The organism is Neorhizobium sp. DAR64872/K0K18 (assembly GCF_050500175.1).
Lineage (GTDB): Bacteria > Pseudomonadota > Alphaproteobacteria > Rhizobiales > Rhizobiaceae > Neorhizobium > Neorhizobium soli.
The window spans coordinates 592,145-612,172 of sequence record NZ_CP191445.1 but is presented as its reverse complement, the minus strand read 5'-3'; the positions used below and the strand labels follow the sequence as shown (position 1 = coordinate 612,172).

The following is a 20,028-nucleotide window of genomic DNA, read 5'->3' as shown; positions in this document are numbered from 1 at the left end:
TTTGACATCGAGCGTAATGTGCTAGCGACGTTGAATGCAAGTTTTCATCATTGTGTGAAAAAATTTCATGGAGTCTGTTTTGAAGCCGACAGCCAAGCAGGTCGCTCATGAGGCGGGCGTTTCCATCGCCGCGGTATCACGCGCGTTTTCGCCGGGATCGTCCATCGATCCGTTGAAAAGACAGCGTATCCTTCAGGTCGCAGCGCAGTTGGGTTATAGCAGTCCGGCGCGCCGTACTGCCGAGGTGATCTCCGCCGGTACAGTGACGTTGGTGGCAGGCGATCTCGCCAACCCGTTCTATCCACTCGTTCTCGACACGCTCGCAAAAGCACTGCAGGCGGTCGGGAGACAATTGCTCGTCTATGCCATCCCGCCGCAGGCGGACATGGACCAGCTGACGCCGCAGATCCTTGCCGCTCGCCCCAGCGCACTTGTCGTGACCTCCGCAAGCCTGACGTCTGGAATGGCCAACGCCTGCCGGCAGCATGGCATCCGGGTGGTGCTGCTCAACCGGATCCAGCGCAATGTCCGCGTAAATGCGGTCGCGTGCGACAATCACGCAGGCGGTCGTGATGCGGCACTTTTTCTGCTCGGCAGGGGGCGCCGACGGATAGGCTTCATCGGCGGGATCTCCAACACGTCTACCCACCGTGACCGGGCGGAAGGCTTTTCCGAAGCATTACGCGAGAGCGGGCATTCCGTGCTTGCCGAGGGAAACGGGGAGTTCACCTACCGAGGCAGCTACGGCGCAGTGCTATCACTGCTGACAGCAAAAAACCGTCCGGATGCGCTGTTCTGCTGCAACGACATCATGGCGCTCGCCGCCATAGATGCTGCCCGCGAACTTGGACTGTCCGCACCTGAGGATCTTTCGATCGTTGGATTTGACGACATTCCCATGGCCGGTTGGAGATCCTATCGTCTGACGACGATCCGGCAGCCGATTACCCGCATGATCTCCGAGGTCGTGGGCCTGATACAGGCCAGCAAGACCGTTCCACTCGACGTGACGACGACCAGCATCCTGCCTGGCAAATTGATTGTGCGCGGCAGTGCCTGAAGACGATCCGGCGCAACCGGGGATGCAGGATATTTCGCGCGTCGGCAGAAAAAAACTTGACGGGACGGGCAAATTTGCGAAAGTTAGTGCACACGTTTGCGCATCTGCAGCGGCGATAAGGAGGTCGCAACTGAGTCATCGGATGCAAGCATTGACCGGGAGGGATAAGATGAAGCTCAAGACACTTGCTGTCGTTATGGCAGCTCTTGTGATGGGAACGGGACAGGGTTTCGCCGCCGAGCGGGCCCTTCGCGTCGCCACCAGCGTTCCGCACAATCACTACCTCACCAACGTCATCAAGGAGTTCGCAGACAACGTGTCGAAGCGGACCAACGGCGAAATTACCTTCGAATTCTATGACTCTGGTTCACTCGTCAGCGACCAGCACATGGACGAGGCGGTTGCAAACGGCACGATCGATATCGGAATTGCCTCTGCATCCATCCTTGCCGGCACCGTGCCCGCTCTCAACGTGTTCGCCGTGCCATTCTTTTTCGATACGCGCGAAAAGCTTGATCGCGCTGTGCTGCCCGGAACCCCGATCAGGACCATACTCGACAAGAGGATCAACCAGACCGGGTCTCGCGCGATGTTCTGGATCCCTTATGGCTTCATCACGATGATCACCCGCGACAAGGAAGTTCATGTCCCTGCGGATATGCGCAACCTGAAGATCAGAACGTTCGGCTCTACCGTCAGCGAATTCGTCGAGGCCGTGGGAGCCGCTCCGGTCGTCACCAGCGGTAGCGAACAGTTCCTGGCGCTTCAGCGCGGTATCGTCGATGGCGGGCTGACGGGATGGCCGTCGGTCGAGGAACGCCGCCTTTTCGAGGTTTCGCGCTACGTCATCGCCACGGACCACATGTATGAGACGCATTTCGCCCTGATGAGCGAAAAAGCGCTCGAAAAGATGCCGACCGAACTTCGTGCGATCTTCCAGGAGGAGGCCGCGAAACTCGAGACGGTGCTCATGGATCGCATCTTCGATGCCACCAAGCATACGCGCGAGGTTCTCGCGAAGAAGATGGAGATCATCGATCTCACGCCGGATGAAATCGTCCGGTGGAAAGAGGAAACGGCACCTGTCGCAAAGTCGTTCTACGACAACGGAAACGACCTTGCGAAATCTGTTTTCGACGAAGCGCAAAAGCTTCAGTAGCGGCAATTGGCTAGCCGCGCCGCCTCGCACAGAGTCGGCACAATGTAAAAGCACGACACCAAAAACAAGGGCGGGGCGCAATGCCACCGTCGCGGCGAAACGCGCATTCGCGCAGCGTCTGAGAGGGTCAGACGCGAACGTCTGGGAGGAACGGCACCATGCCCCCGCAAGAAAAGAAATGGGTCGGCACAATCGAGTCGACCATCATGAGGATCGGTGAATACAGTTCATGGATCTACCTCTTCATCGGTATCATCGTCGCCTATGAAGTGGCGTCGCGATACTTCTTCAACAGTCCGACGGACTGGGTCGAGGAGACCTCACGTCTCGGCATGGTCTGGGCAACATTCCTGCTGTTTCCAGCCTGCATGGGGCGCCGGCAGTTGATCTCGATCACGCTTTTCTCCGATGCGGTCGGCGAACGCGCCAAGGTCGTTCTAGAAGGCATAAGCTTTGCGATCATTGCGCTCGCCTGTGCCGTCGTCTCCTTCGAGGCGCTTGTTGCCGCAATCGACGCGGCGACAGTCGGCCGCGCTACGGCGAGTGTCCTGCGCATCCCCTATTGGCTCTTCTACCTGCCGGTCGCGATCGGGTTCTTTCTTTTCTTCGTCCAGGCTGCGCTGGAACTGATCCTGCTTGTTGCGACGGGGCAGCGACGCAAGCTCGAACTCGCGCACGAGGAGATCTGATATGGAAAGCGTTATCGTACTAGTCGCGCTCTTCGTCTTTCTGTTTGCGGGCATACCGGTCGGTATCGCGCTTTCGACGACGGGTATCGTTCTTCTCCTGATGAAGGACGTGCCGCTCGCCAGCGTGTCGATGGAATTCCTCGGCTCGGTCAACAATTTCATCCTGCTGGCGGTGCCGGTGTTTCTTTTGACGTCGAATATCCTGCTGAAGGCGGGGGTCGCGAAAGACCTGTTCGATGCGGTGCAGCGATGGGTCGGCGGCGTGCGCGGCGGTGTCGCGATCGCAACGATCATCTCCTGCGGCATCTTTGCCGCGATCTCGGGCTCTTCCGTGGCCGTTGCGGCCATGATTGGCACCGTGGCAATTCCCGAGATGACCAAGCGCGGCTACGATCGTCGCTTTGTCATGGGAACGCTCGCTGCTGGCGCAACGCTTGGCATCCTCATCCCGCCGTCCATTCCGCTGATCATCTATTCGGCGGTCGCGGAGCAGTCCACCGCCTCGATGTTCCTTGCCGGCGTCGGGCCCGGGCTGTTCCTGATCGTGCTGTTCCTGATCTACTGCATCGTCAAGTCGTTCATGGGGGCGGCACCGAAGGCGGAAAAAGGTGAATCCGGACCGGGTGGTCGGATGGCTGCAAGCCTTCGCGCCCTGCCGACCATGGTCATTGCGCTGACGATGATCGTCGGGATCTATGCAGGCGTCTTCACGCCGACGGAGTCGGCAGCTGTGGGCCTCGTCATGACCCTGATCTACGTGTTCGGCATACGCCGGGGCGTGTCTTTTGCAGATTTTCGGGGGGCGGTGTTCGGCGCGGGTCTTACCACGGCGAACCTGCTGCTCATCATTGCGGGGGCAAACGTATTCGGCAAGGCGATCATGCTTTACCGCATTCCATACGAAATCTCCCAGTGGATCGCCGTTAATATCGAGACGGCTGGCATGTTCATGCTGGCGGTCACGGCGGTATTGCTCCTGCTCGGCCTGTTCCTGGAGGGGATCGCGATGATCTTGATCGTGCTTCCGGTGCTCCTCCCGTCGCTCGGCGTGCACGGAATCGATCCGATCTGGTTCGGCATCTACTTCGTGCTGATGATCGAGATCGCGCTCATTACGCCGCCGGTGGGTATGAACCTCTTCGTGATACAATCGGTGGCGAAATCGAGTTTGAAGGAGGTGATGTACGGGGCTCTGCCATACGTCGTCATCATGCTGTTCGCCGTGCTTGCCATCTACTTCTTCCCGGCAATCGTGATGTATATTCCGAAAGCGGGGGGATAGGCTGCACGGATTTTGGATCGAGGAAGGGCGCTTTTTGCGCCCTTTTTCATGCCCGGCCGGTGGAGCCGCGAACAATCAGCTTGCCGCGCATGGCGATCAGTTCGTCCGGCAGGCTCGGATCGACCGTGCGCGCTCGCAGCAGTTCAAAGGCGCGCTGGATCATCAGGGGCAGGGGCTGCTGGATTGTCGTGAGGTCGTAGATCGGCCGGGCGGACGCCGCAACGCCATCGAAGCCTGCAACCAGGATGTCGCCGGGCACATCGATCGACGCCAGGCGCAGTGCGTCGAGGACGCCCATGGCCATGATGTCGCTCAACGCGAAGATCGCATCCGGGCGCTCGGCCGAGGGGATCGCCGCGATCTCGCGACCGGCCTCGAAACCGCCGTCGTAATTGGAGTGGCCGTCGATTCGAAGCGAGAGTGCCAGACCGGCCTGTTCCAGTTCGGCGACAAATCCTTCCTCGCGTTCGCGAGACGTCGAACTGGTGGAGGAGGTGTAGATCAGTCCGAAACGACGGCATCCTCGCAACATCAGAAGTTTCGCCATCTCAGCACCGCCAGCACGATTGTCGCAGGTGACGAAGCATCCGTGCGAAAGTGCGACGCGGTTGACCATCACGAGCGGGACGTTGTTCTGGGCGCAGATGTCGGCGGCCTTTGAGGACAATATGGCCGACGAGATGATGCAGCCATCGACCTGGTACTGAATCAGCGCTTGCGCAGTGGTATCCTCGATAGGCCCGCCGCCGGCATGAATGATGAGGAGGCGAAAGCCGAGCTTCTCCGCTTGTCGCGTCGCTTCGTGCAACAGCTCCGTATAGAACGGGTTTTCAGCCGGTCCGAGGACAAGTCCGTACAGACCGCTCTTCCCCGAAGACAGCGTGCGCGCCAGAACGTTCGGCATGTAGCCGTGTTCTTTCGCAAGCCCGATGATCAGGTCCCGCATTTTTTGGGAAATCCGCGTGTCGCCTTTGAGCGCGCGGGTCACCGTCGATGGCGCGACTCCTGCCAGTGCTGACAGGGTAACGACCGTCGCTCGGCGCGGTGTGGAAGGCGGCAGTGTTGAGTTCATACCGATTCATAACAAAACAGCTGCGCCCTGTCGCGCCACTCCGCATCCGCACCGATGCGAAAAAGAGGGCCTGCATGACAAAATATTCGCTCCCAACTTGACATCTCCTCCAGAAAGCGATTGGATCGGAGTGCGCAAACGTTTGCGCATATATTTGCGATTGACGATGACACGGGAGGAACGATGTCTACTTCAAAACGCCAGATGAAAATGGTGGGCTTCCTGCAGGCGCAGAACTGCTCGATTGCGCCCGGCTCATGGCGGCATCCTGCCGGCGCCACCGATTTTCTGTCCGCCGAATATTTCCAGCGCATCGGACGCATCCTTGAGGACGGCAAGTTCCATCTCGCCTTTTTCGACGACCGTCTAGCCATGCCCGACATCTACGGTGACGATCACCAGGAAGCGGTCGAGAACGGCGTTCGCGTCGTCAAGATGGATCCGGTCTCGATCATCACGGCGATCGGCATGGCAACCAGCCATATCGGCCTGGGCATCACCTATTCGACCACCTATTACGAGCCCTTCCATGTGGCACGTCTGTTCGCAACGCTCGACCTGATGACCAAGGGTCGTGCTGCGTGGAACGTCGTGACCTCGCTCAACAATTCCGAGGCGGCCAACTTCGGCCGCGTCGAGCATCTTGCCCATGACCTGCGTTACGAGCGGGCCGACGAATTCCTGGACGTGGTGACAGGGCTCTGGAACAGCTGGGAGCCCGATGCGCTGATCGTCGACAAGGAGACCGGCCAGTTTGCCGATCCGAAGAAGGTCCATCGGCTCGATCACAAGGGCAAGTATTTCAGTTCGAAGGGTCCGCTGCCGGTGCCTCCGTCGGCGCAGGGGCGCCCGGTGCTGATCCAGGCAGGCCAGAGCGGCCGCGGACGCGAGTTCGCGGGCAAGTGGGGCGATCTGATCTTTGTCGTCTACCCGACGCTTGAGGCCGGGCAGAAACAGTATGCCGCCGTGAAGCAGGAGGTCGCTGCCGCCGGTCGTAATCCCGACGAGGTTGCAATCTGCCCGGCCTGCTACGTCTGCGTTGGAGAGAGCCAGGAAATTGCCGAGGAAAAGCGCGAGTACATCCGTGCGCTCGCTAAGCCGATCGATGCCGTCGTGCTGTTGTCGGAAGCGCTCAACTTCGATTTCGCCAGCAAGCCGATGGATAGCGAATTCACCGACGAGGAGCTGAAGAAGCTGTCATGGTCGGGCTTCAAGGAGCGCGTCATCTCCCTGAGCGGCAAACCCAATCCGACCGTGCGTGACTTCGTGCACTATTCGGGCCGCGGCACGATCGGCGAGTTTCCGATCTTCTGCGGGACGCCGACCATGGTCGCCGACCAGATGGAAGAGTGGTTCACATCAGGAGCCTGTGACGGTTTCGTGCTTGCGGCCACCCATACACCGGGCGCCTACGAGGACTTCGTCCGCTACGTGGTGCCGGAGCTCCAGCGTCGCGGCGTCTATCAGAAGGACTATGCCGGCACGACGCTGCGCGAAAACCTCGGCATTCCCATGCCGGTTCATCCCGCCCAGCGCCAGGCGGCGGAATAAGCGAGCAGTCGGAGAAGAGTGATGAAAGAATTCAGAATGCTCTCGACGAGCGGCATCCTCGGCTACGGTTATGCCGAGGAATCGCTCAAGATCGGAATGTCGTGGGAGCCGCATGTCATTGGTTGCGATGGCGGCAGTACCGATCCGGGGCCCTACTATCTCGGTGCCGGAACGTCCTTCTGCTCGCGCCTTTCGGTCAAGCGTGACCTGCGGCTGATGCTGCAAGCCAGCATTGCGGCCGGTATTCCCTGCATCATCGGCACGTCCGGTGGTGCAGGCGGCGAGCCGCATCTGCAGGATACGGCAGCCCTGGTGCGGGAAATTGCGCGGGAGGAGGGGCTGTCGTTCAAGATGGCGCTGATCCATTCCGAGCAGAGCAAGAGCGACCTTGCCGGCTGGGCCGAGAAGGGCCTCACGAAACCGCTGGCAAAGATGAAGCCGCTCGACCGGCAGATGATCGACAACTCTACCCGCGTCGTCGGCATGATGGGGCCGGAGCCGTTTGCAAAGGCACTCGATGAGGGCGCGCAAGTCATTCTGGCCGGTCGAAGCAGCGATCCGGCGCAGTGGGCGGCACCCGCCATCCGGGCCGGCATGGCGCCGGCACCGTCGTGGTATGCGGGCAAGATGCTGGAATGCGGCGCCGAGCCGACCGTGCCAAAGGAGCCGGACTGCATTTTCCTTCGCGTTCGCGACGACCATGTCGTCTGCGAGCCGCCGAACCCGATTCGGCGCTCGACGCCGTTGGCCGTCGCGAATTTCGCGCTGCATGAGAATTCGAGCCCGATCCACCACGTCGAGCCCGGTGGTCTCTTGGACACGACCGATTGCCGGTTCGAGGCGATCAGCGATCGTGCCGTCAAGATCGACGGCATGACCTGGACGCCGGCCGATCGGTACACGATCAAGCTCGAAGGCGTCGAGATGGCCGGTTACCGGTCCATCGCGATCTGCGGCACGCGCGATCCGATCCTGATCTCGCAGATCGACGACTATCTCGCCACCCATCGCGAGAAGGTTGCCGTGAAGGCCGAATCCTTCGGCGTTCCGCGCGACGATTACCGGATGATCATCCATTGCTACGGCAAGGACGGCGTCATGGGCGGCTGGGAGCCGGTGAAGCAGATCACGAGCCACGAACTTGGCTTCGTGATCGAGGTTGTCGCCAAGACGGCGGATATCGCCAATGCGGTCATCGCCATGGCGCGCACCTCGATGCTGCATGCGGATTTTCCGGGGCGTCTGTGCAAGGAAGGCAACATGGCGTTCCCGTTCAGTCCGTCGGATATCGACATGGGGCCGATGTATCGCTTCAGCATCTTCCATACGGTCGAAGTCAGCGATCCCTGCGCCCTGTTCCCCATCGAATACGAGAAGGTGTGAAATGGCCCTCATCAGAGACATCGCCCAGATCTGCAAGAGCAAGAATGCCGGTCCTTTCAACGTCACGATCGACGTCCTGTTCGAGGATCACGACCTCTACCGCCGCGTGAAGGCGACGGGAACGCTCAATGCGGCCCTTTTCTCCAGGCTCTACGGCGTCAAGGAAGAAGACGTGCTGTTTACGCCCTACGATACCGCCGCTGCGTTCAAGGCGACGTTCCCGCGAGCGATTCCCGCCGGCGATATCGGCGATACCGACGTCTACGGTGCGCAACAGCACGCCCCCCTGCTGGATGTCGATATCCCGCTCGAAAACTAACCACGATCTGCGCATGGGTCTTCCGCTGGAGGCTTGAGGGAGACCCATGCGATTGCCAATAACAGCTCGGGGAGGAGCTTCATGGCCACGCAAACATCCGACATCCGCAAGGTCGCACTGGCGAGCTTTATCGGGTCGACCCTGGAATGGTACGATTTCTTCATTTTCGGTACCGCCACGGCACTCGTCTTCAACAAACTGTTCTTTCCGGAATTCGACCCGGTCACAGGTATGATCGCGGCCTTCGCGACCTTCGCCATCGGGTTCATTGCCCGGCCTCTCGGAGGCATCGTGTTCGGCCATTTCGGTGACCGGATCGGCCGCAAGGCGATGCTGATCCTCAGCCTCACCATGATGGGCGGAATCACATTTCTGATCGGTCTTATCCCGACCTATGCAGTCCTCGGCGTCGGGGCGCCGATCCTGCTTACCGTGCTTCGCTTCCTGCAGGGCTTTGCGGTTGGCGGCGAATGGGGTGGAGCGACCCTGATGGTCGTCGAACACGCGCCCAACAAGACGCGCGGCTTTTTCGGCAGCTGGCCGCAGATGGGCATTCCGGCGGCCCTTCTTCTTTCGTCCGGCGTGATGGCGCTTGTCGGCGGATTGACGACGCCCGAGCAGTTCATGGCCTGGGGATGGCGCTTGCCCTTCCTGTTCAGTGGCATCCTTCTCGTCTTCGGTATCTTCCTCCGCAGACGCCTTGCGGAATCGCCAAGCTTCCAGAAGCTGAAATCCGGTGGCGAACGCCAGCGCCTGCCGATCGTGGACGTGCTGGGCAAGCATGGCAAGAAGACAGCGCTTCTGGTCGCCTGTCAGGCCGCGGAAAACACCAGTTTCTATATCGTGGCGGTGTATTCGCTGGTCTATCTGACGACGGTCGTCGGCATCGACCGGGCGACGGCGCTTAATTCGCTGATGATCGCAGCCGTCTTCTGCTTTATCGCCCAGCCCCTGTTTGCCGGACTTTCCGACCGGATCGGCCGCAAGCGTGTGTTCATGGGGGGCATGATCTTCAACGGCCTCTTCATCGTGCCGTTCTTTCTTCTCATGGATACGGCGAGCGTATTCTGGATCACCGCTGCGATGACCGTGTCCATCATCTTCGGACAGGCGACGACGCAATCCACCCAGCCCAGCCTTTTCGCCGAGCAGTATGGGGCGTCGGTCCGCTATAGCGGCGTGTCCGTCGCCTATCAGTTCGCAACCGTGCTCTGGAGCGGACCGACGCCGATGATCGCAGCCGCGCTCTGGGCCTGGTCGGGAAGCTGGATACCGCTTGCCTGCTACATCATCGCCGCCGCCTGCCTGTCGGTCGTCACGATCATTCCGTTGCGCGAGGCGGCCGGTGCCGATCTCGAGGACGAACAGAGCGGCTCGCTGCCCCAACCGGCATCATCCTCAAAGACCATTCATCACCATCAATAAGACAGGGAGCAATCACCATGTCCAACGACCCCCGCATTCTCCGAAACGCGCTTGGATCCTTCGCGACCGGCGTGACCGTCGTCACCACCCGATCCGCGGACGGGCAGTATATCGGACGCACCGCAAACAGCTTCAGCTCGGTGTCGCTCGATCCGCCGATGATCCTCTGGAGCCTTGCCAAGACATCCTCGAGCTTCGACGATTTCCGGCAGGCGGGCCATTTCGCAGTTCACATCCTGTCAGCCGAACAGAGCGACATCTCCGGTCTTTTCGCCAGCAAGAAGGAAGACAAGTTCGAGGGGCTGACCGTGGAGAGGGGAGACGGCGACATTCCGCTGCTCAAAGACTGCGCTGCCCGTTTCGAATGCCGGACCGCCCATCAGTATGAAGGCGGGGACCATATCATTTTCGTGGGCGAGATCACCGGGTTCGAGCATTCGAGCACACCGCCGCTGGTCTTCCATGGCGGGCAATACGGCCGGCTCATTCGCCACGCCGGCGAAAACACCTCGTTCGAGAAAACCGAAAGCAGTCTCTCGCCCGATGATTTCATCTACCAGATCTCACGGGTCTTCTACCAGATCCGCAACGACGCGGTGGTCGAACGCCGGCGGCGCGGATGGAGCGGCGCGGACTATGCCGTGCTGACGCTGCTCGGCCATGAGGATGGCAGGACACTCGACACCATCAGCGAGATCGGTCGCTCCCGCGGAGACGAGATTACCGACGAGACGATGGCAAAGCTCGAGGCCGAAGGGTTGATCGAGATCGACGGGACAGGACCACGGCGTGTGCATCTGACGGGCGCGGGACGCAAGGCGATGATGGAGATCGTCGCCATGCTGAAGGCTGCCGAAGCCGACTGCCTTGCGCTTCTCGACGAAAACGAGGTCTGGGTGCTGAAACAGCTGCTGAACCGGCTTGCGACATCGACTGATTCCGGTTGGCCTCCGGTCCGGCAACAGGCAGCTGTCGCGAGCGCGTGAGCAGGCCCGAACTTCGGAGATTTTCATGACCCGTTTTGCCATTGGAGACATCACGGTTTCGGCCATATGGGAGCTGGAAGATACATCGTTCCGGATGAAGACGTTCTTCCCTCTCGTTACGGACGAGATCCTCGAGCGCGAGCGTTCCTGGCTTGCACCGGCGTTCTACGATGCCGATAGCGATCGGATCAGGCTCAGCATCCATGCCTGGCTGGTCGACACCGGCCGGCACAAGATCCTGATCGATACCTGCGTCGGCAACGACAAGGAACGGCACGCTCGCGCCCAGTGGTCCAACCTTTCGACCCCGTTTCTCGAGCGTCTTCGCGCAACAGGCGTTGAGCCCGAGGACATCGATTATGTCTGTTGCACCCATCTCCACGCCGATCATGTCGGCTGGAACACAAGGCTGATCGACGGACGCTGGGTTCCGACCTTCCCGAATGCCAAATACATCTTTGGCCGCACAGAGTACGATTACTGGGCCGAGAAATACGGCTCCGATCCCGGCGGCCATCATCTTGCAGCCTATAGCGACAGCGTTCTGCCCGTCGTGGAGACCGGTCAGGTCGTGCTGGTCGACGATGGGTATGAACTGGATGGCTGCCTCACGTTCAAACCGGCGCCGGGCCACACGCCTGGCCATGTCGCAATATGGCTGCATTCCAATGGCCGCGAATGCGTGTTTTCAGGCGATATCATCCATCACCCGATCCAGCTCAAATATCCGCAACTGAGTTGCATGGGCTGCGAAAATCAGGCCCAGTCCGCGCTTACGCGGGCAGCATTGCTGGGCGATATCGCCGATACAGAGACTATGCTGATGACGGGGCATTTCCTGGTGCCACACGCCACGCAGATCGAAACCGACGGCGGAAGTTTTCGCATGCGGTGCAGACAATGCTAGTTTTCACACGCCGCATTCCAAATTCCAGAGAGGTATGACATGAAGATCCGAGCCGCAACGCTTCGCCAGACAGGCGCGAGCATGCCTTATGCAAAGAGCAAGCCGCTTGAAATCGCCGAGCTGGATCTCGATCCGCCGGGGCAGGGAGAGGTGCTTGTGCGCATTCGTGCCGCAGGGCTCTGCCACTCGGATCTCTCGGTGATCAACGGAAGCCGGCCGCGACCGCTGCCGATGGCAATCGGTCACGAGGCCGCGGGCGAAGTGGTGGAGCTGGGTGAAGGTGTCGAGGATCTTGAGGTCGGCGATCACGTCGTGCTTGCCTTCGTGCCAAGCTGCGGCCACTGCCTTCCCTGTGCGGAAGGAAGACCGGCGCTCTGCGAACCGGGCGCTGCAGCAAACGGCAAGGGCACACTACTGACAGGCAGCATTCGGCTGAAATCGCATGGCGAGCCGGTCCATCATCACATCGGTTGCTCGGCTTTTGCCGAACACGCGGTCGTGTCGCGCCGCTCGATCGTCAAGATCGACAAGGACCTGCCGTTCAACGAAGCAGCGCTCTTCGGCTGCGCGGTCCTGACCGGCGTCGGCGCGGTGGTGAATACGGCGAAGGTCCAGGCAGGCCAGACCACGGTGATCATCGGCCTCGGCGGGGTCGGGCTTGCCGCTCTGCTGGGAGCTATTTCGGCGGGTGCGGCGCAAGTCATCGCCGTCGACCTCTCGGATGACAAGCTGAGCATCGCCCGCGATCTGGGCGCGACGGCGACTGTCAATGCACGCGATGCGGACGCGGTCGACAAGGTTCGGCAGCTCACCAATGGCGGCGCTGATTTTGCTTTCGAGTTTGCCGGTTCCGAAAAGGCGCTGGAGAGCGCCTACAGGATGACACGGCGCGGCGGGACGACGGTGACGGCCGGACTGCCGGCACCCACCGCGACGCTTCCCCTCAACATCGTCAGTCTTGTCGCCGAGGAGCGAACGCTGAAGGGCAGCTATATCGGCACCTGCGTCCCCGTCCGCGACATTCCGCGCTACGTTGCTCTCTACAAGTCCGGGCGCCTGCCGGTGAACAAGCTTCTCAGCGGCGAGATCCCGCTCGACGAGATCAACGAAGGTTTCGACCGCTTGCATCGGGGCGAAGTGATCCGGCTGGTTGTGCAAATGTGACGGCGGGCTTGAGCGGTAGAGACGATCACCTGCTTGTTTGTAACAATTGGAGCACGAGAACCGAGGGAAGGTTCTCGTCTGACATGACAAGAACTACGCCAGGATTTCGGATGTCATAGGCATCCCACAATATCCTGTGGTGAAATTAGGAAGGGCTGATCCCAGCCTGGTCCTTCAGTAAGATTCGTGCCGCGGATCTCTGTGTAATCCAGCTTTCGGTTCTGCGCGATCAGGTAGAAAAAGGTGTCTGGAAAAGTCGCAGGTGCAAGATTGATCACCTTTGCACCCGGAGCGCAAAACATTATGTTCGTTAAGCCGGCTCCCATTACCCCGACGACATGACTGGCCCTGGCAAACGTCGTTGCCTGCTCTTCCAAAGACATGCCACCAGGATGGACAACTTCGAAGCCGACTGCCATCAAAGACGCGATCACTTCGTCTTCGTTGGCAAGATCACGGGGCGCGCCGCGACGGCTAACAAAAATCTTCTTGGGATCTGCGCTGCCTGTAATCAGCTTGTCTGTCTTTGCAAAGACGAGGGGCGACATATACACGCCGTGCGCGGTTAGTCCTTCCACAAAGAGCAACTGCTTGAAAAAGATGACCTCATCATCCGAATGTTCGATCAAACCGTAAGAACCATTCGACGATAGCCGCAAAGCGGTTTTCATCACCGCTTCCATGGCACCTGAACGCCTCGGTATCACGCAGTCGTCGATTCTACACAGGTCTTCTGTTGCCCATAGCTTTGGAAGCAGCTCTATCATCCAGTGACCGTAGTTTGAATCACCGCGTTTGCGAAGAAGAACGCAGGAACCCCATTCCGTGCGGGGATCCGTGGCATCAAGAACCCGGCGGTGCGCCTCCGCTATCCCTGCCGGCTCGTACTGAGTCACGCTCTCCGAAATCAAGTTTTTGTTGCGATCAAACAAAAGACCTTCGCCGGTAAGATAGACATCAAACAGTCGAACAACATGAAGCGGATGCGGTTCAAAGGTCCGCGTTGTCCATGCCGGCAGCATGGCGTTATGCGGGCCTTCCGGAATGAGATCCTTATGCAGGACCTTCGGGGGCGGTGCATCGAACCCAGGGGATGTTGAGTTTAGAATGATCTCACGATGGAGATCGTGAATGGATACGCTGAATATCCCTGAATAGCCCCAAGATTTGTAGACGCCTTCTTTCCTAATTTTGAGGCAAGAAGATCACCATGAGCAAATCGAATTTCAGCGAAGAGTTTAAGCGCGACGCGGTGCGTCAGATCACGGAACGGGGCTATCCGGTTGCGGAGGTTTCGCAGCGGCTCGGTGTAAGCCCGCACTCGCTTTATGAGTGGAAGAAGAAGTTCTCTTTGGCGTCTGGGAACCAGGGTAACGACCAGTCCGAAGAGATCAGGGAGCTTAAAAAGGAACTGGCGCGGGTCACGGAGGAGCGCGACATATTAAAAAAATTGACCGCGTATTTCGCCAGGGATGCACCCCTCTCGACGATGTAAACATCGTCTGCCGGGCAATGAGTGAAGTACGCGTTCGTTGCCCAGCATCAACAGCGGTTCTCGGTGCGAATGATGTGTCGCCTGTTCCGCATCCATCCCAGCGGGTTTTATGCCTGGCTTCGGATGCCCTTGAGCAAGCGTGCCTGTGAGGACAAGCGGCAGATCGATCTGCTCCAGACGGCTTGGGAAGAGAGCGGCAGGGTCTACGGGTATCGCAAGCTTCATGGCGACCTGCTCGATCACGCGAGACATGCTGCCCCAACCAGGTTGCGCGTCTGAGGCGGATTGCCGGGATAAAGGCTCAGATCGGCTACAAGCGCCGTCCCGGAGTTGATGGCGGCAGGCCTTCCATTGTCATCGACAACACTCTGGACCGTCAATTCGACGTTGCTGCTCCGGACAAGGCGTGGGTCACGGACATCACCTACATCCGGACCAACGAAGGCTTCGCCTATCTCGCGGTGGTGATCGATCTCTATTCCCGCCGTGTTATCGGCTGGTCGATGCAGAGCCGTCAGACAACGGATGTCGTGCTGCAGGCGTTGCTGATGGCTGTCTGGAGGCGAAAGCCAAAGGAAAAGGTTCTGGTGCATTCGGATCAGGGATCGCAATTCACCAGTATGGACTGGGCAGCGTTCCTGAAGCACCACAATCTGGGTCATTCGATGAGCCGACGGGGCAACTGCCATGACAATGCCGTCGCTGAGAGCTTCTTCAATCTGTTGAAGCGGGAGCGGATACGCCGAAAGGTCTATCGCTCAAGAGACGAAGCCAGGCAGGACGTGTTCGACTACATTGAGATGTTCTACAACCCGAAGCGCAAACATGTCAGAAACGGGATGCTGTCGCCCGTAGAGTTCGAAAAGCGGCAGAAAACTTAACCCGAGGGTGTCTAGGAAACTCGGGGCTATTCAGTCATGCTGCTGCAGGCGCCAGTAACAGCACCATCACCAGCTACCGAAAGCAGGCGAAGATCTTAAGGTGTGATATTCGGGCGCGGGATGGTCTCCGCTGAGCAATTCGGCAGGGCAATTGCGCGGCGTCATGTCGCACACACCTATGTCTCGTCAGGTCTGACGACGGAGAGATGAGGTCAACAAACCAAGATGTATCCTAACTACGACCGAAAGCCCTATCAATAGCCGCAACAAATTGAAAACGTTGGAGAAAAGACGAAAATTACGGCTGACAAGAGCGTCATTTCTCCGCTTCCTTCGCATCTAACACTCTTCCTCTACCTGCAAACATATAAGCGCGACCAATCTGCTATGGCGGATGACGAGGTGAGCCTCCGGATTGAGGCGAGCCTGCAAGAACCGTTCCTTCGCGAGTCTCAATATTTCAACCACGGACAAACCGAACGGCGTGACTTCCCCATCCCGCTGGCCGTTGCGCTCAGTGATCTCCGCAGTCTGGATCTCCTCGGCAGGGCTGCTCGCTGTCGTCGATGGTGGAATTTGCGCCAGGGCAGGAGCGAACGCTGCATAAAGTCATGAGCAGCTGGAACGTACGCTTGTGCGAGCCGACCGTTTTAGCTGATAAGACGCGCAGCTCGCCCCGTTCTTCTGGTCGCGCTGTTGTAATAGCTAGACGCCTGCTGGACCGAACGATGTCGAGACTGCTCCATCGCTTCGGGCAGCGGAATGCCGCGATTAGCGGCCTCCGTCAGATATCCTGATCGCAGCCCATGTGCGGAAAACTCTCCAGTCTCGAGCCCGGCCATTTCAGCCCGCTGCTTGACGATCGCATTGACCGCGCCGGGCTCCAGAGGCCGGTTAGAGAGGTTGCCCCAGCGGTCCACCTTTCGAAATATGCTGCCCTTGTCGATCCTGGCTGCCGCAAGCCAGGCATTCAGCGCATTGACGGGTCGGCCCGTGAGATAAACGACCTCGTCATGATCGGCGCCAGATGTCTTCGTGCGGCCGAGATGGATCGAAAGCGAGGGGAGGGGAGAGCCTTCTGGAACGTCGATCGATGGCTCGACCGTCAACTGTTCGACGCGCATGGCGGCAATCTCGCTGCGGCGCCGACCGCCCGAGGCGAAAGCGACCATCAGGATTGCCCGATCACGGATGTCGCGCAAGCTGTCGGTGCTGCAGGTTGCCAGCATCTTGCCAAGGACATCGCCGGTAACAGCCTTGTTGCTCTTTCGCCGACGTTGTCGCGGAGTCGCCCGCACAGCGAGCCGTATCGCGGACTTGAGGGCAGGGGAGGCGAAGACGCCGGTCAGTCCGCGCCATGTCGTGAGCGTCGACCACGTGGCGAGGCGCCGGCGCACGGTATCGGGTGCATGCGGCCTGCCGACTTTAGAAAACCTTGGCTTCGGAGGTTCCGCTCCACCTCTGTCGGCATCCCGTGATCCGGATCGGTTTCGCGCTTCTGCGGGTTCCACAGATGATGGGCGACGAATTTTAGGAGCAGGGCTTCGGGCGCCGGCCAGGGCAGAGATTTGCCAAGTGCTGCCAGCGACCAGGCCTGCAGATAGGCAAGATCAGACGCCAGGGCTCGAAGGGTATTTTCGCCCATGCCCTCGTTGACCAGATGGCGCAGTGTTGCGACGTCCTGATCGGTGAGCAACTCGGCAAGTTCATCGCGGCGCTCGAGAGTCAGTACTGCTGCAATCGTATCGAGTTCGTGGGCACGGCGATCGACCGGATCTGAGCCAGTGCTTGTCATGCCATCGACGACGCGGGATGCAGTTTGAGATCAGTGTGGCCGAAGTCATGCCCCTTGAACAGGAGCGGCGCCTTGGCAACAGCGGCAACAGCGTACGAGAAACAGTCGCCCATATTGAGCGCAGCTGGATGACGACCACGGCCAAAACGCTCGAAAGCCTCTTCTGCTGCTCGGTAGTGTTTCTCATCGAAAGCGACAGTCGTGACATTCGCAGTTTCGGCAAGTCGCCCGATCATTTTGGCGGCACTGACGAATCCTTTACCCGACAGGACCATCCTTGCCTCAAGCAAGGTCGGCCAACCGATGATGACCGCCTCGCGTCCCATCAGTGGTCTGAACACATCTGCTTCCGGGTCTTTCATCGATATCGCGATAATAACAGACGTATCGACGGAAATCATATCGGCAGACCGTTCTCATCGTAGAAGTCATCGTGATTGGACGTCGTGCCGGGTGCGACATTGCGTAGATCCTCGGCTGCCAGATCCCATACTGCGTCCATGGGATAGCGGATGTTGTCAGCGCGCAGCTCCTGGTCGTAACGCTCGAGTGCCAGTTCGACCAGCCGGTTGATCGGCTGGCCAGTGCGGCGGGAGAGAGAATGGGCCAGATCTCGGGCCTTGCTGCTGCGAATGGAGAGCTGCGGTTCGGACATGGTGTGCCTCGTGAATCGTGGCTTCAATATAGAGATTACACCTCAGATGGCAGGAAAATTACCATAGATGGCTAACCCTCGATAAGGGATACTTATCGAGGGTTAGAGTACCAACCCACTATGATACCATATGAGGAACCATAATAGGCGGATAGCGTTCGTACAGGAATAATTTATCATAATTTCAATGGCTTACGATCTCGCGAAAATCATTATGACAGCCCTGATGCGGCCGGCTTTTCACGCTGGTATCGTTATTGCGCGTCTGGACGAGCGGATCGCCCGTTCACAAGTCGGTCAGGGATGGATTGAGCGCTCCCAATTCAACGACGCCTGCGGCTCGTTGTGGATCGACGGAGAACTCGTCCTTCGAAGAGCTCGTCTCCACGACGCCGCGAAGGATATTCGCACGCCGACGCACGAGCTGACCATCGGCCGCGGCGTCTTGTGCACCCGCCGGCGGATATGTTCACAACCCGCAGCCCGGGCCGTTAGAAGGGAGGCCTGCACGGGCCTCCGCCAGACGTATCCAGGGCAGGCGTGGATAGCAGCATTTCCTTGTGCCGACCGCCTGTATTTCTCCTAGCAATCCATTGAGAACCTGCGCGGAATTCCATTCGTACGATCGGTCACGCTGCTCTCTCGAGGATGGCAGTAGCGTGTCGAGTCGGAAACGAACCTTCTAAATTGGCACGCCGTCGCTTCGACACCGACGACGTGGAAGATGTTCCTACCGCTATCAGTTCCGTAGAAAGCCGCTGAACGCAGCACATTGCATTGTGGTATTGCTACGTCGTTCGTTTGACAGCCTCATAATGCTTTGCGAGGACGAGGCGGACCATCCCATCACTGGTGACTTCCGATGTTAAGCGGGACGCTGTGGCTCATGTCTGCATGCAGCATGAGGTGATCCAGCGTCGGGCGTGCGAGGTTTTGTCCATCGACCGGTCGAGCGTGCGAATGCCTTCATCGACGGTCGCCGCGTTCGGGTCTCGGCGGTTGTCGACGACTACACGCGCGAATGCTTGTGTCTGGTGAGACACATCCCTGTCCTGCGAACTGGACAGGCTCATCGTCAGACGGGGAAAGCCGAGAACGATCGTCTCTGACAACGGCGCGGAGATGACGAGTATGGCCGTCCTCAAATGGTGCAATGAGACCACCGTCTAATGGTATTACATCGTCCCCGGCAAGCATCTGCAAAACGGCTTTTCCGAGCTTCAACGGCAGCTTCCGCGACGAGTCCCTGAACGAGACCCTGTTCTCGTCGCTTGCTCAAGCCTGCGCCGACACCACTAAATGGAAGGGGCTTACAATAGAAACAGACGGCACTCGTCGCTGGGCAACATCACCCCAGTGGTTCGCAATCAAAATGGCCATGGAAAACCAGCCGCATGAGGCGAGATTCCAAAAATCCAATACTCTCCCGAAACAAGGAAGAAAAGTGGGTCTCAGGTCAACACCAAGCCCCCTTAGACTGATAAACAGGCAGCGCTACATCGTAGATCTCGTAGACCGTTGCCAGCAATTTCCTGACTTCCTCGGATTCGCTTCTGTAGTATATCGTCTGGGCGTCGCGCCGGGTCTGCACGAGCTTGAAATTTCTTAATTTGGTGAGGTGCTGAGACAGAGATGATAGGGTTATATTCGCCATGACGGCCAACCTTCCTACAGATGTTTCCTCTCTACTGATGATATCGAGCACAAGCATGCGCTTCTCGTTCCCCATCGCTAATAAGAGATTGGCGGCCATCTCAACGTCCATGCTGGGTAGCGTCATCATCGCATCCTCAACTTCCGTCGATGATTCATGGCGCCGGTTACGTGAGTAAGTCGCTTTTGACAACTCCGAACGCTCCGCTGCGAAACTAGGCGCCACCATTGGATAGTCCCTCGGAAGGCCCCACTTCGATCGGTACATTGCTGGTGTCAAACCATAACTGCTCATCAAATGCCGCCTCAGTGACCTGAACCGCCGCCCGTCTTCTAGACTGACCAAATAATGATTATGGATTGATTCGTGGATCGGAACCGCGGGCAACCGGTTTGCTGGCTCTTCTTTTAGCGTCAGGTCGATGATCAAGATTCTTAATGGCGAATAACGTTTTTGCAATGACGTTCGGAAGTTCCGATCGTGGAAGCACGTTATTTGAAACATAGCCCGCAACGATGCGTGTTGTCGCAGCAATTATAGCTCCATTACCA

Annotated in this window: 16 protein-coding genes and 4 pseudogenes; 14 read left to right on the top strand and 6 right to left on the bottom strand. The window is 58.8% G+C overall.

Annotated features, from left to right (window positions below):
* Positions 1-67: 67 nt before the first annotated feature.
* The 4 genes from ACQY1P_RS02750 to ACQY1P_RS02735 all read left to right on the top strand — a co-directional run bounded on the left by ACQY1P_RS02750 (position 68) and on the right by ACQY1P_RS02735 (position 4,190).
* Positions 68-1,060: a substrate-binding domain-containing protein gene (locus tag ACQY1P_RS02750; RefSeq protein WP_325265899.1), complete on the top strand. Its 993-nt coding sequence runs from the start codon at positions 68-70 to the stop codon at positions 1,058-1,060.
* Between the two features lie 169 nt (positions 1,061-1,229).
* Entirely contained in the window at positions 1,230-2,219 is a 990-nt protein-coding gene (locus ACQY1P_RS02745; protein ID WP_162734864.1) for a TRAP transporter substrate-binding protein, read from the top strand.
* A 158-nt stretch (positions 2,220-2,377) separates the two neighbouring features.
* Positions 2,378-2,908 carry a TRAP transporter small permease gene (locus ACQY1P_RS02740; RefSeq protein WP_062459152.1) on the top strand — a complete coding sequence of 177 codons (531 nt, stop codon included), beginning with the start codon at positions 2,378-2,380 and terminating at the stop codon, positions 2,906-2,908.
* Between the two features lies 1 nt (position 2,909).
* The gene (locus tag ACQY1P_RS02735) at positions 2,910-4,190 is read left to right on the top strand and encodes a TRAP transporter large permease (protein WP_113166496.1); all 1,281 of its coding nucleotides are present in this window, start codon (positions 2,910-2,912) and stop codon (positions 4,188-4,190) included.
* A 46-nt stretch (positions 4,191-4,236) separates the two neighbouring features.
* Here the strand turns inward: ACQY1P_RS02735 and ACQY1P_RS02730 are convergent, their stop codons facing one another.
* Positions 4,237-5,262 (bottom strand): LacI family DNA-binding transcriptional regulator, encoded by a 1,026-nt coding sequence (locus tag ACQY1P_RS02730; RefSeq protein WP_082476356.1) that lies wholly within the window; start codon positions 5,260-5,262, stop codon positions 4,237-4,239.
* Between the two features lie 183 nt (positions 5,263-5,445).
* On the opposite strand from ACQY1P_RS02730, the gene ACQY1P_RS02725 reads away from it, so the two are divergent.
* From ACQY1P_RS02725 to ACQY1P_RS02695, 7 genes are all read left to right on the top strand, one after another.
* The gene (locus ACQY1P_RS02725; RefSeq protein ID WP_082476357.1) at positions 5,446-6,813 is read left to right on the top strand and encodes an LLM class flavin-dependent oxidoreductase; all 1,368 of its coding nucleotides are present in this window, start codon (positions 5,446-5,448) and stop codon (positions 6,811-6,813) included.
* A gap of 21 nt (positions 6,814-6,834) precedes the next feature.
* Entirely contained in the window at positions 6,835-8,196 is a 1,362-nt protein-coding gene (locus ACQY1P_RS02720; RefSeq protein ID WP_325265902.1) for an acyclic terpene utilization AtuA family protein, read from the top strand.
* A gap of 1 nt (position 8,197) precedes the next feature.
* Entirely contained in the window at positions 8,198-8,515 is a 318-nt protein-coding gene (locus tag ACQY1P_RS02715) for a DUF4387 domain-containing protein (RefSeq protein WP_062459166.1), read from the top strand.
* An 81-nt stretch (positions 8,516-8,596) separates the two neighbouring features.
* Positions 8,597-9,940 carry an MFS transporter gene (locus ACQY1P_RS02710; RefSeq protein ID WP_430253863.1) on the top strand — a complete coding sequence of 448 codons (1,344 nt, stop codon included), beginning with the start codon at positions 8,597-8,599 and terminating at the stop codon, positions 9,938-9,940.
* 17 nt (positions 9,941-9,957) lie between these two features.
* Entirely contained in the window at positions 9,958-10,926 is a 969-nt protein-coding gene (locus ACQY1P_RS02705; protein ID WP_430253861.1) for a flavin reductase, read from the top strand.
* Between the two features lie 25 nt (positions 10,927-10,951).
* Positions 10,952-11,833 (top strand): MBL fold metallo-hydrolase, encoded by an 882-nt coding sequence (locus ACQY1P_RS02700; RefSeq protein ID WP_325265904.1) that lies wholly within the window; start codon positions 10,952-10,954, stop codon positions 11,831-11,833.
* 39 nt (positions 11,834-11,872) lie between these two features.
* A complete protein-coding gene (locus ACQY1P_RS02695) occupies positions 11,873-12,997 on the top strand; it encodes a zinc-dependent alcohol dehydrogenase family protein (protein ID WP_325265905.1) in 1,125 nt (374 codons plus the stop codon).
* Positions 12,998-13,110: 113 nt separating this feature from the next.
* On the opposite strand, the gene ACQY1P_RS02690 is transcribed toward ACQY1P_RS02695, so the two are convergent.
* Positions 13,111-14,019, bottom strand: a complete 909-nt coding sequence (locus ACQY1P_RS02690) for a glycosyltransferase family 61 protein (RefSeq protein ID WP_325265906.1) — start codon at positions 14,017-14,019, stop codon at positions 13,111-13,113.
* Positions 14,020-14,207: 188 nt separating this feature from the next.
* Here ACQY1P_RS02690 and ACQY1P_RS02685 point away from each other — a divergent pair.
* Positions 14,208-15,373: pseudogene (locus ACQY1P_RS02685) on the top strand (IS3 family transposase).
* Between the two features lie 650 nt (positions 15,374-16,023).
* Here the strand turns inward: ACQY1P_RS02685 and ACQY1P_RS02680 are convergent.
* From ACQY1P_RS02680 to ACQY1P_RS02670, 3 genes and pseudogenes are all read right to left on the bottom strand, one after another.
* Positions 16,024-17,168 (bottom strand): annotated as a pseudogene (locus ACQY1P_RS02680) (site-specific integrase).
* A complete protein-coding gene (locus ACQY1P_RS02675; RefSeq protein ID WP_430253858.1) occupies positions 17,165-17,569 on the bottom strand; it encodes a type II toxin-antitoxin system VapC family toxin in 405 nt (134 codons plus the stop codon). The pseudogene ACQY1P_RS02680 and the gene ACQY1P_RS02675 overlap by 4 nt, the downstream one beginning before the upstream one ends.
* Positions 17,566-17,823, bottom strand: coding sequence for a type II toxin-antitoxin system VapB family antitoxin (locus ACQY1P_RS02670; protein WP_209903951.1), 258 nt, complete (start codon positions 17,821-17,823; stop codon positions 17,566-17,568). The genes ACQY1P_RS02675 and ACQY1P_RS02670 overlap by 4 nt, the downstream gene beginning before the upstream one ends.
* 178 nt (positions 17,824-18,001) lie before the next feature.
* Here ACQY1P_RS02670 and ACQY1P_RS02665 point away from each other — a divergent pair.
* Positions 18,002-18,349: pseudogene (locus ACQY1P_RS02665) on the top strand (RHE_PE00001 family protein); the annotation flags it as partial.
* A gap of 445 nt (positions 18,350-18,794) precedes the next feature.
* Positions 18,795-19,179, top strand: a pseudogene (locus tag ACQY1P_RS02660) (integrase core domain-containing protein); the annotation flags it as partial.
* A 100-nt stretch (positions 19,180-19,279) separates the two neighbouring features.
* Here the strand turns inward: ACQY1P_RS02660 and ACQY1P_RS02655 are convergent.
* Positions 19,280-19,906, bottom strand: a complete 627-nt coding sequence (locus ACQY1P_RS02655; RefSeq protein WP_430253856.1) for a metalloregulator ArsR/SmtB family transcription factor — start codon at positions 19,904-19,906, stop codon at positions 19,280-19,282.
* Positions 19,907-20,028: the final 122 nt, after the last annotated feature.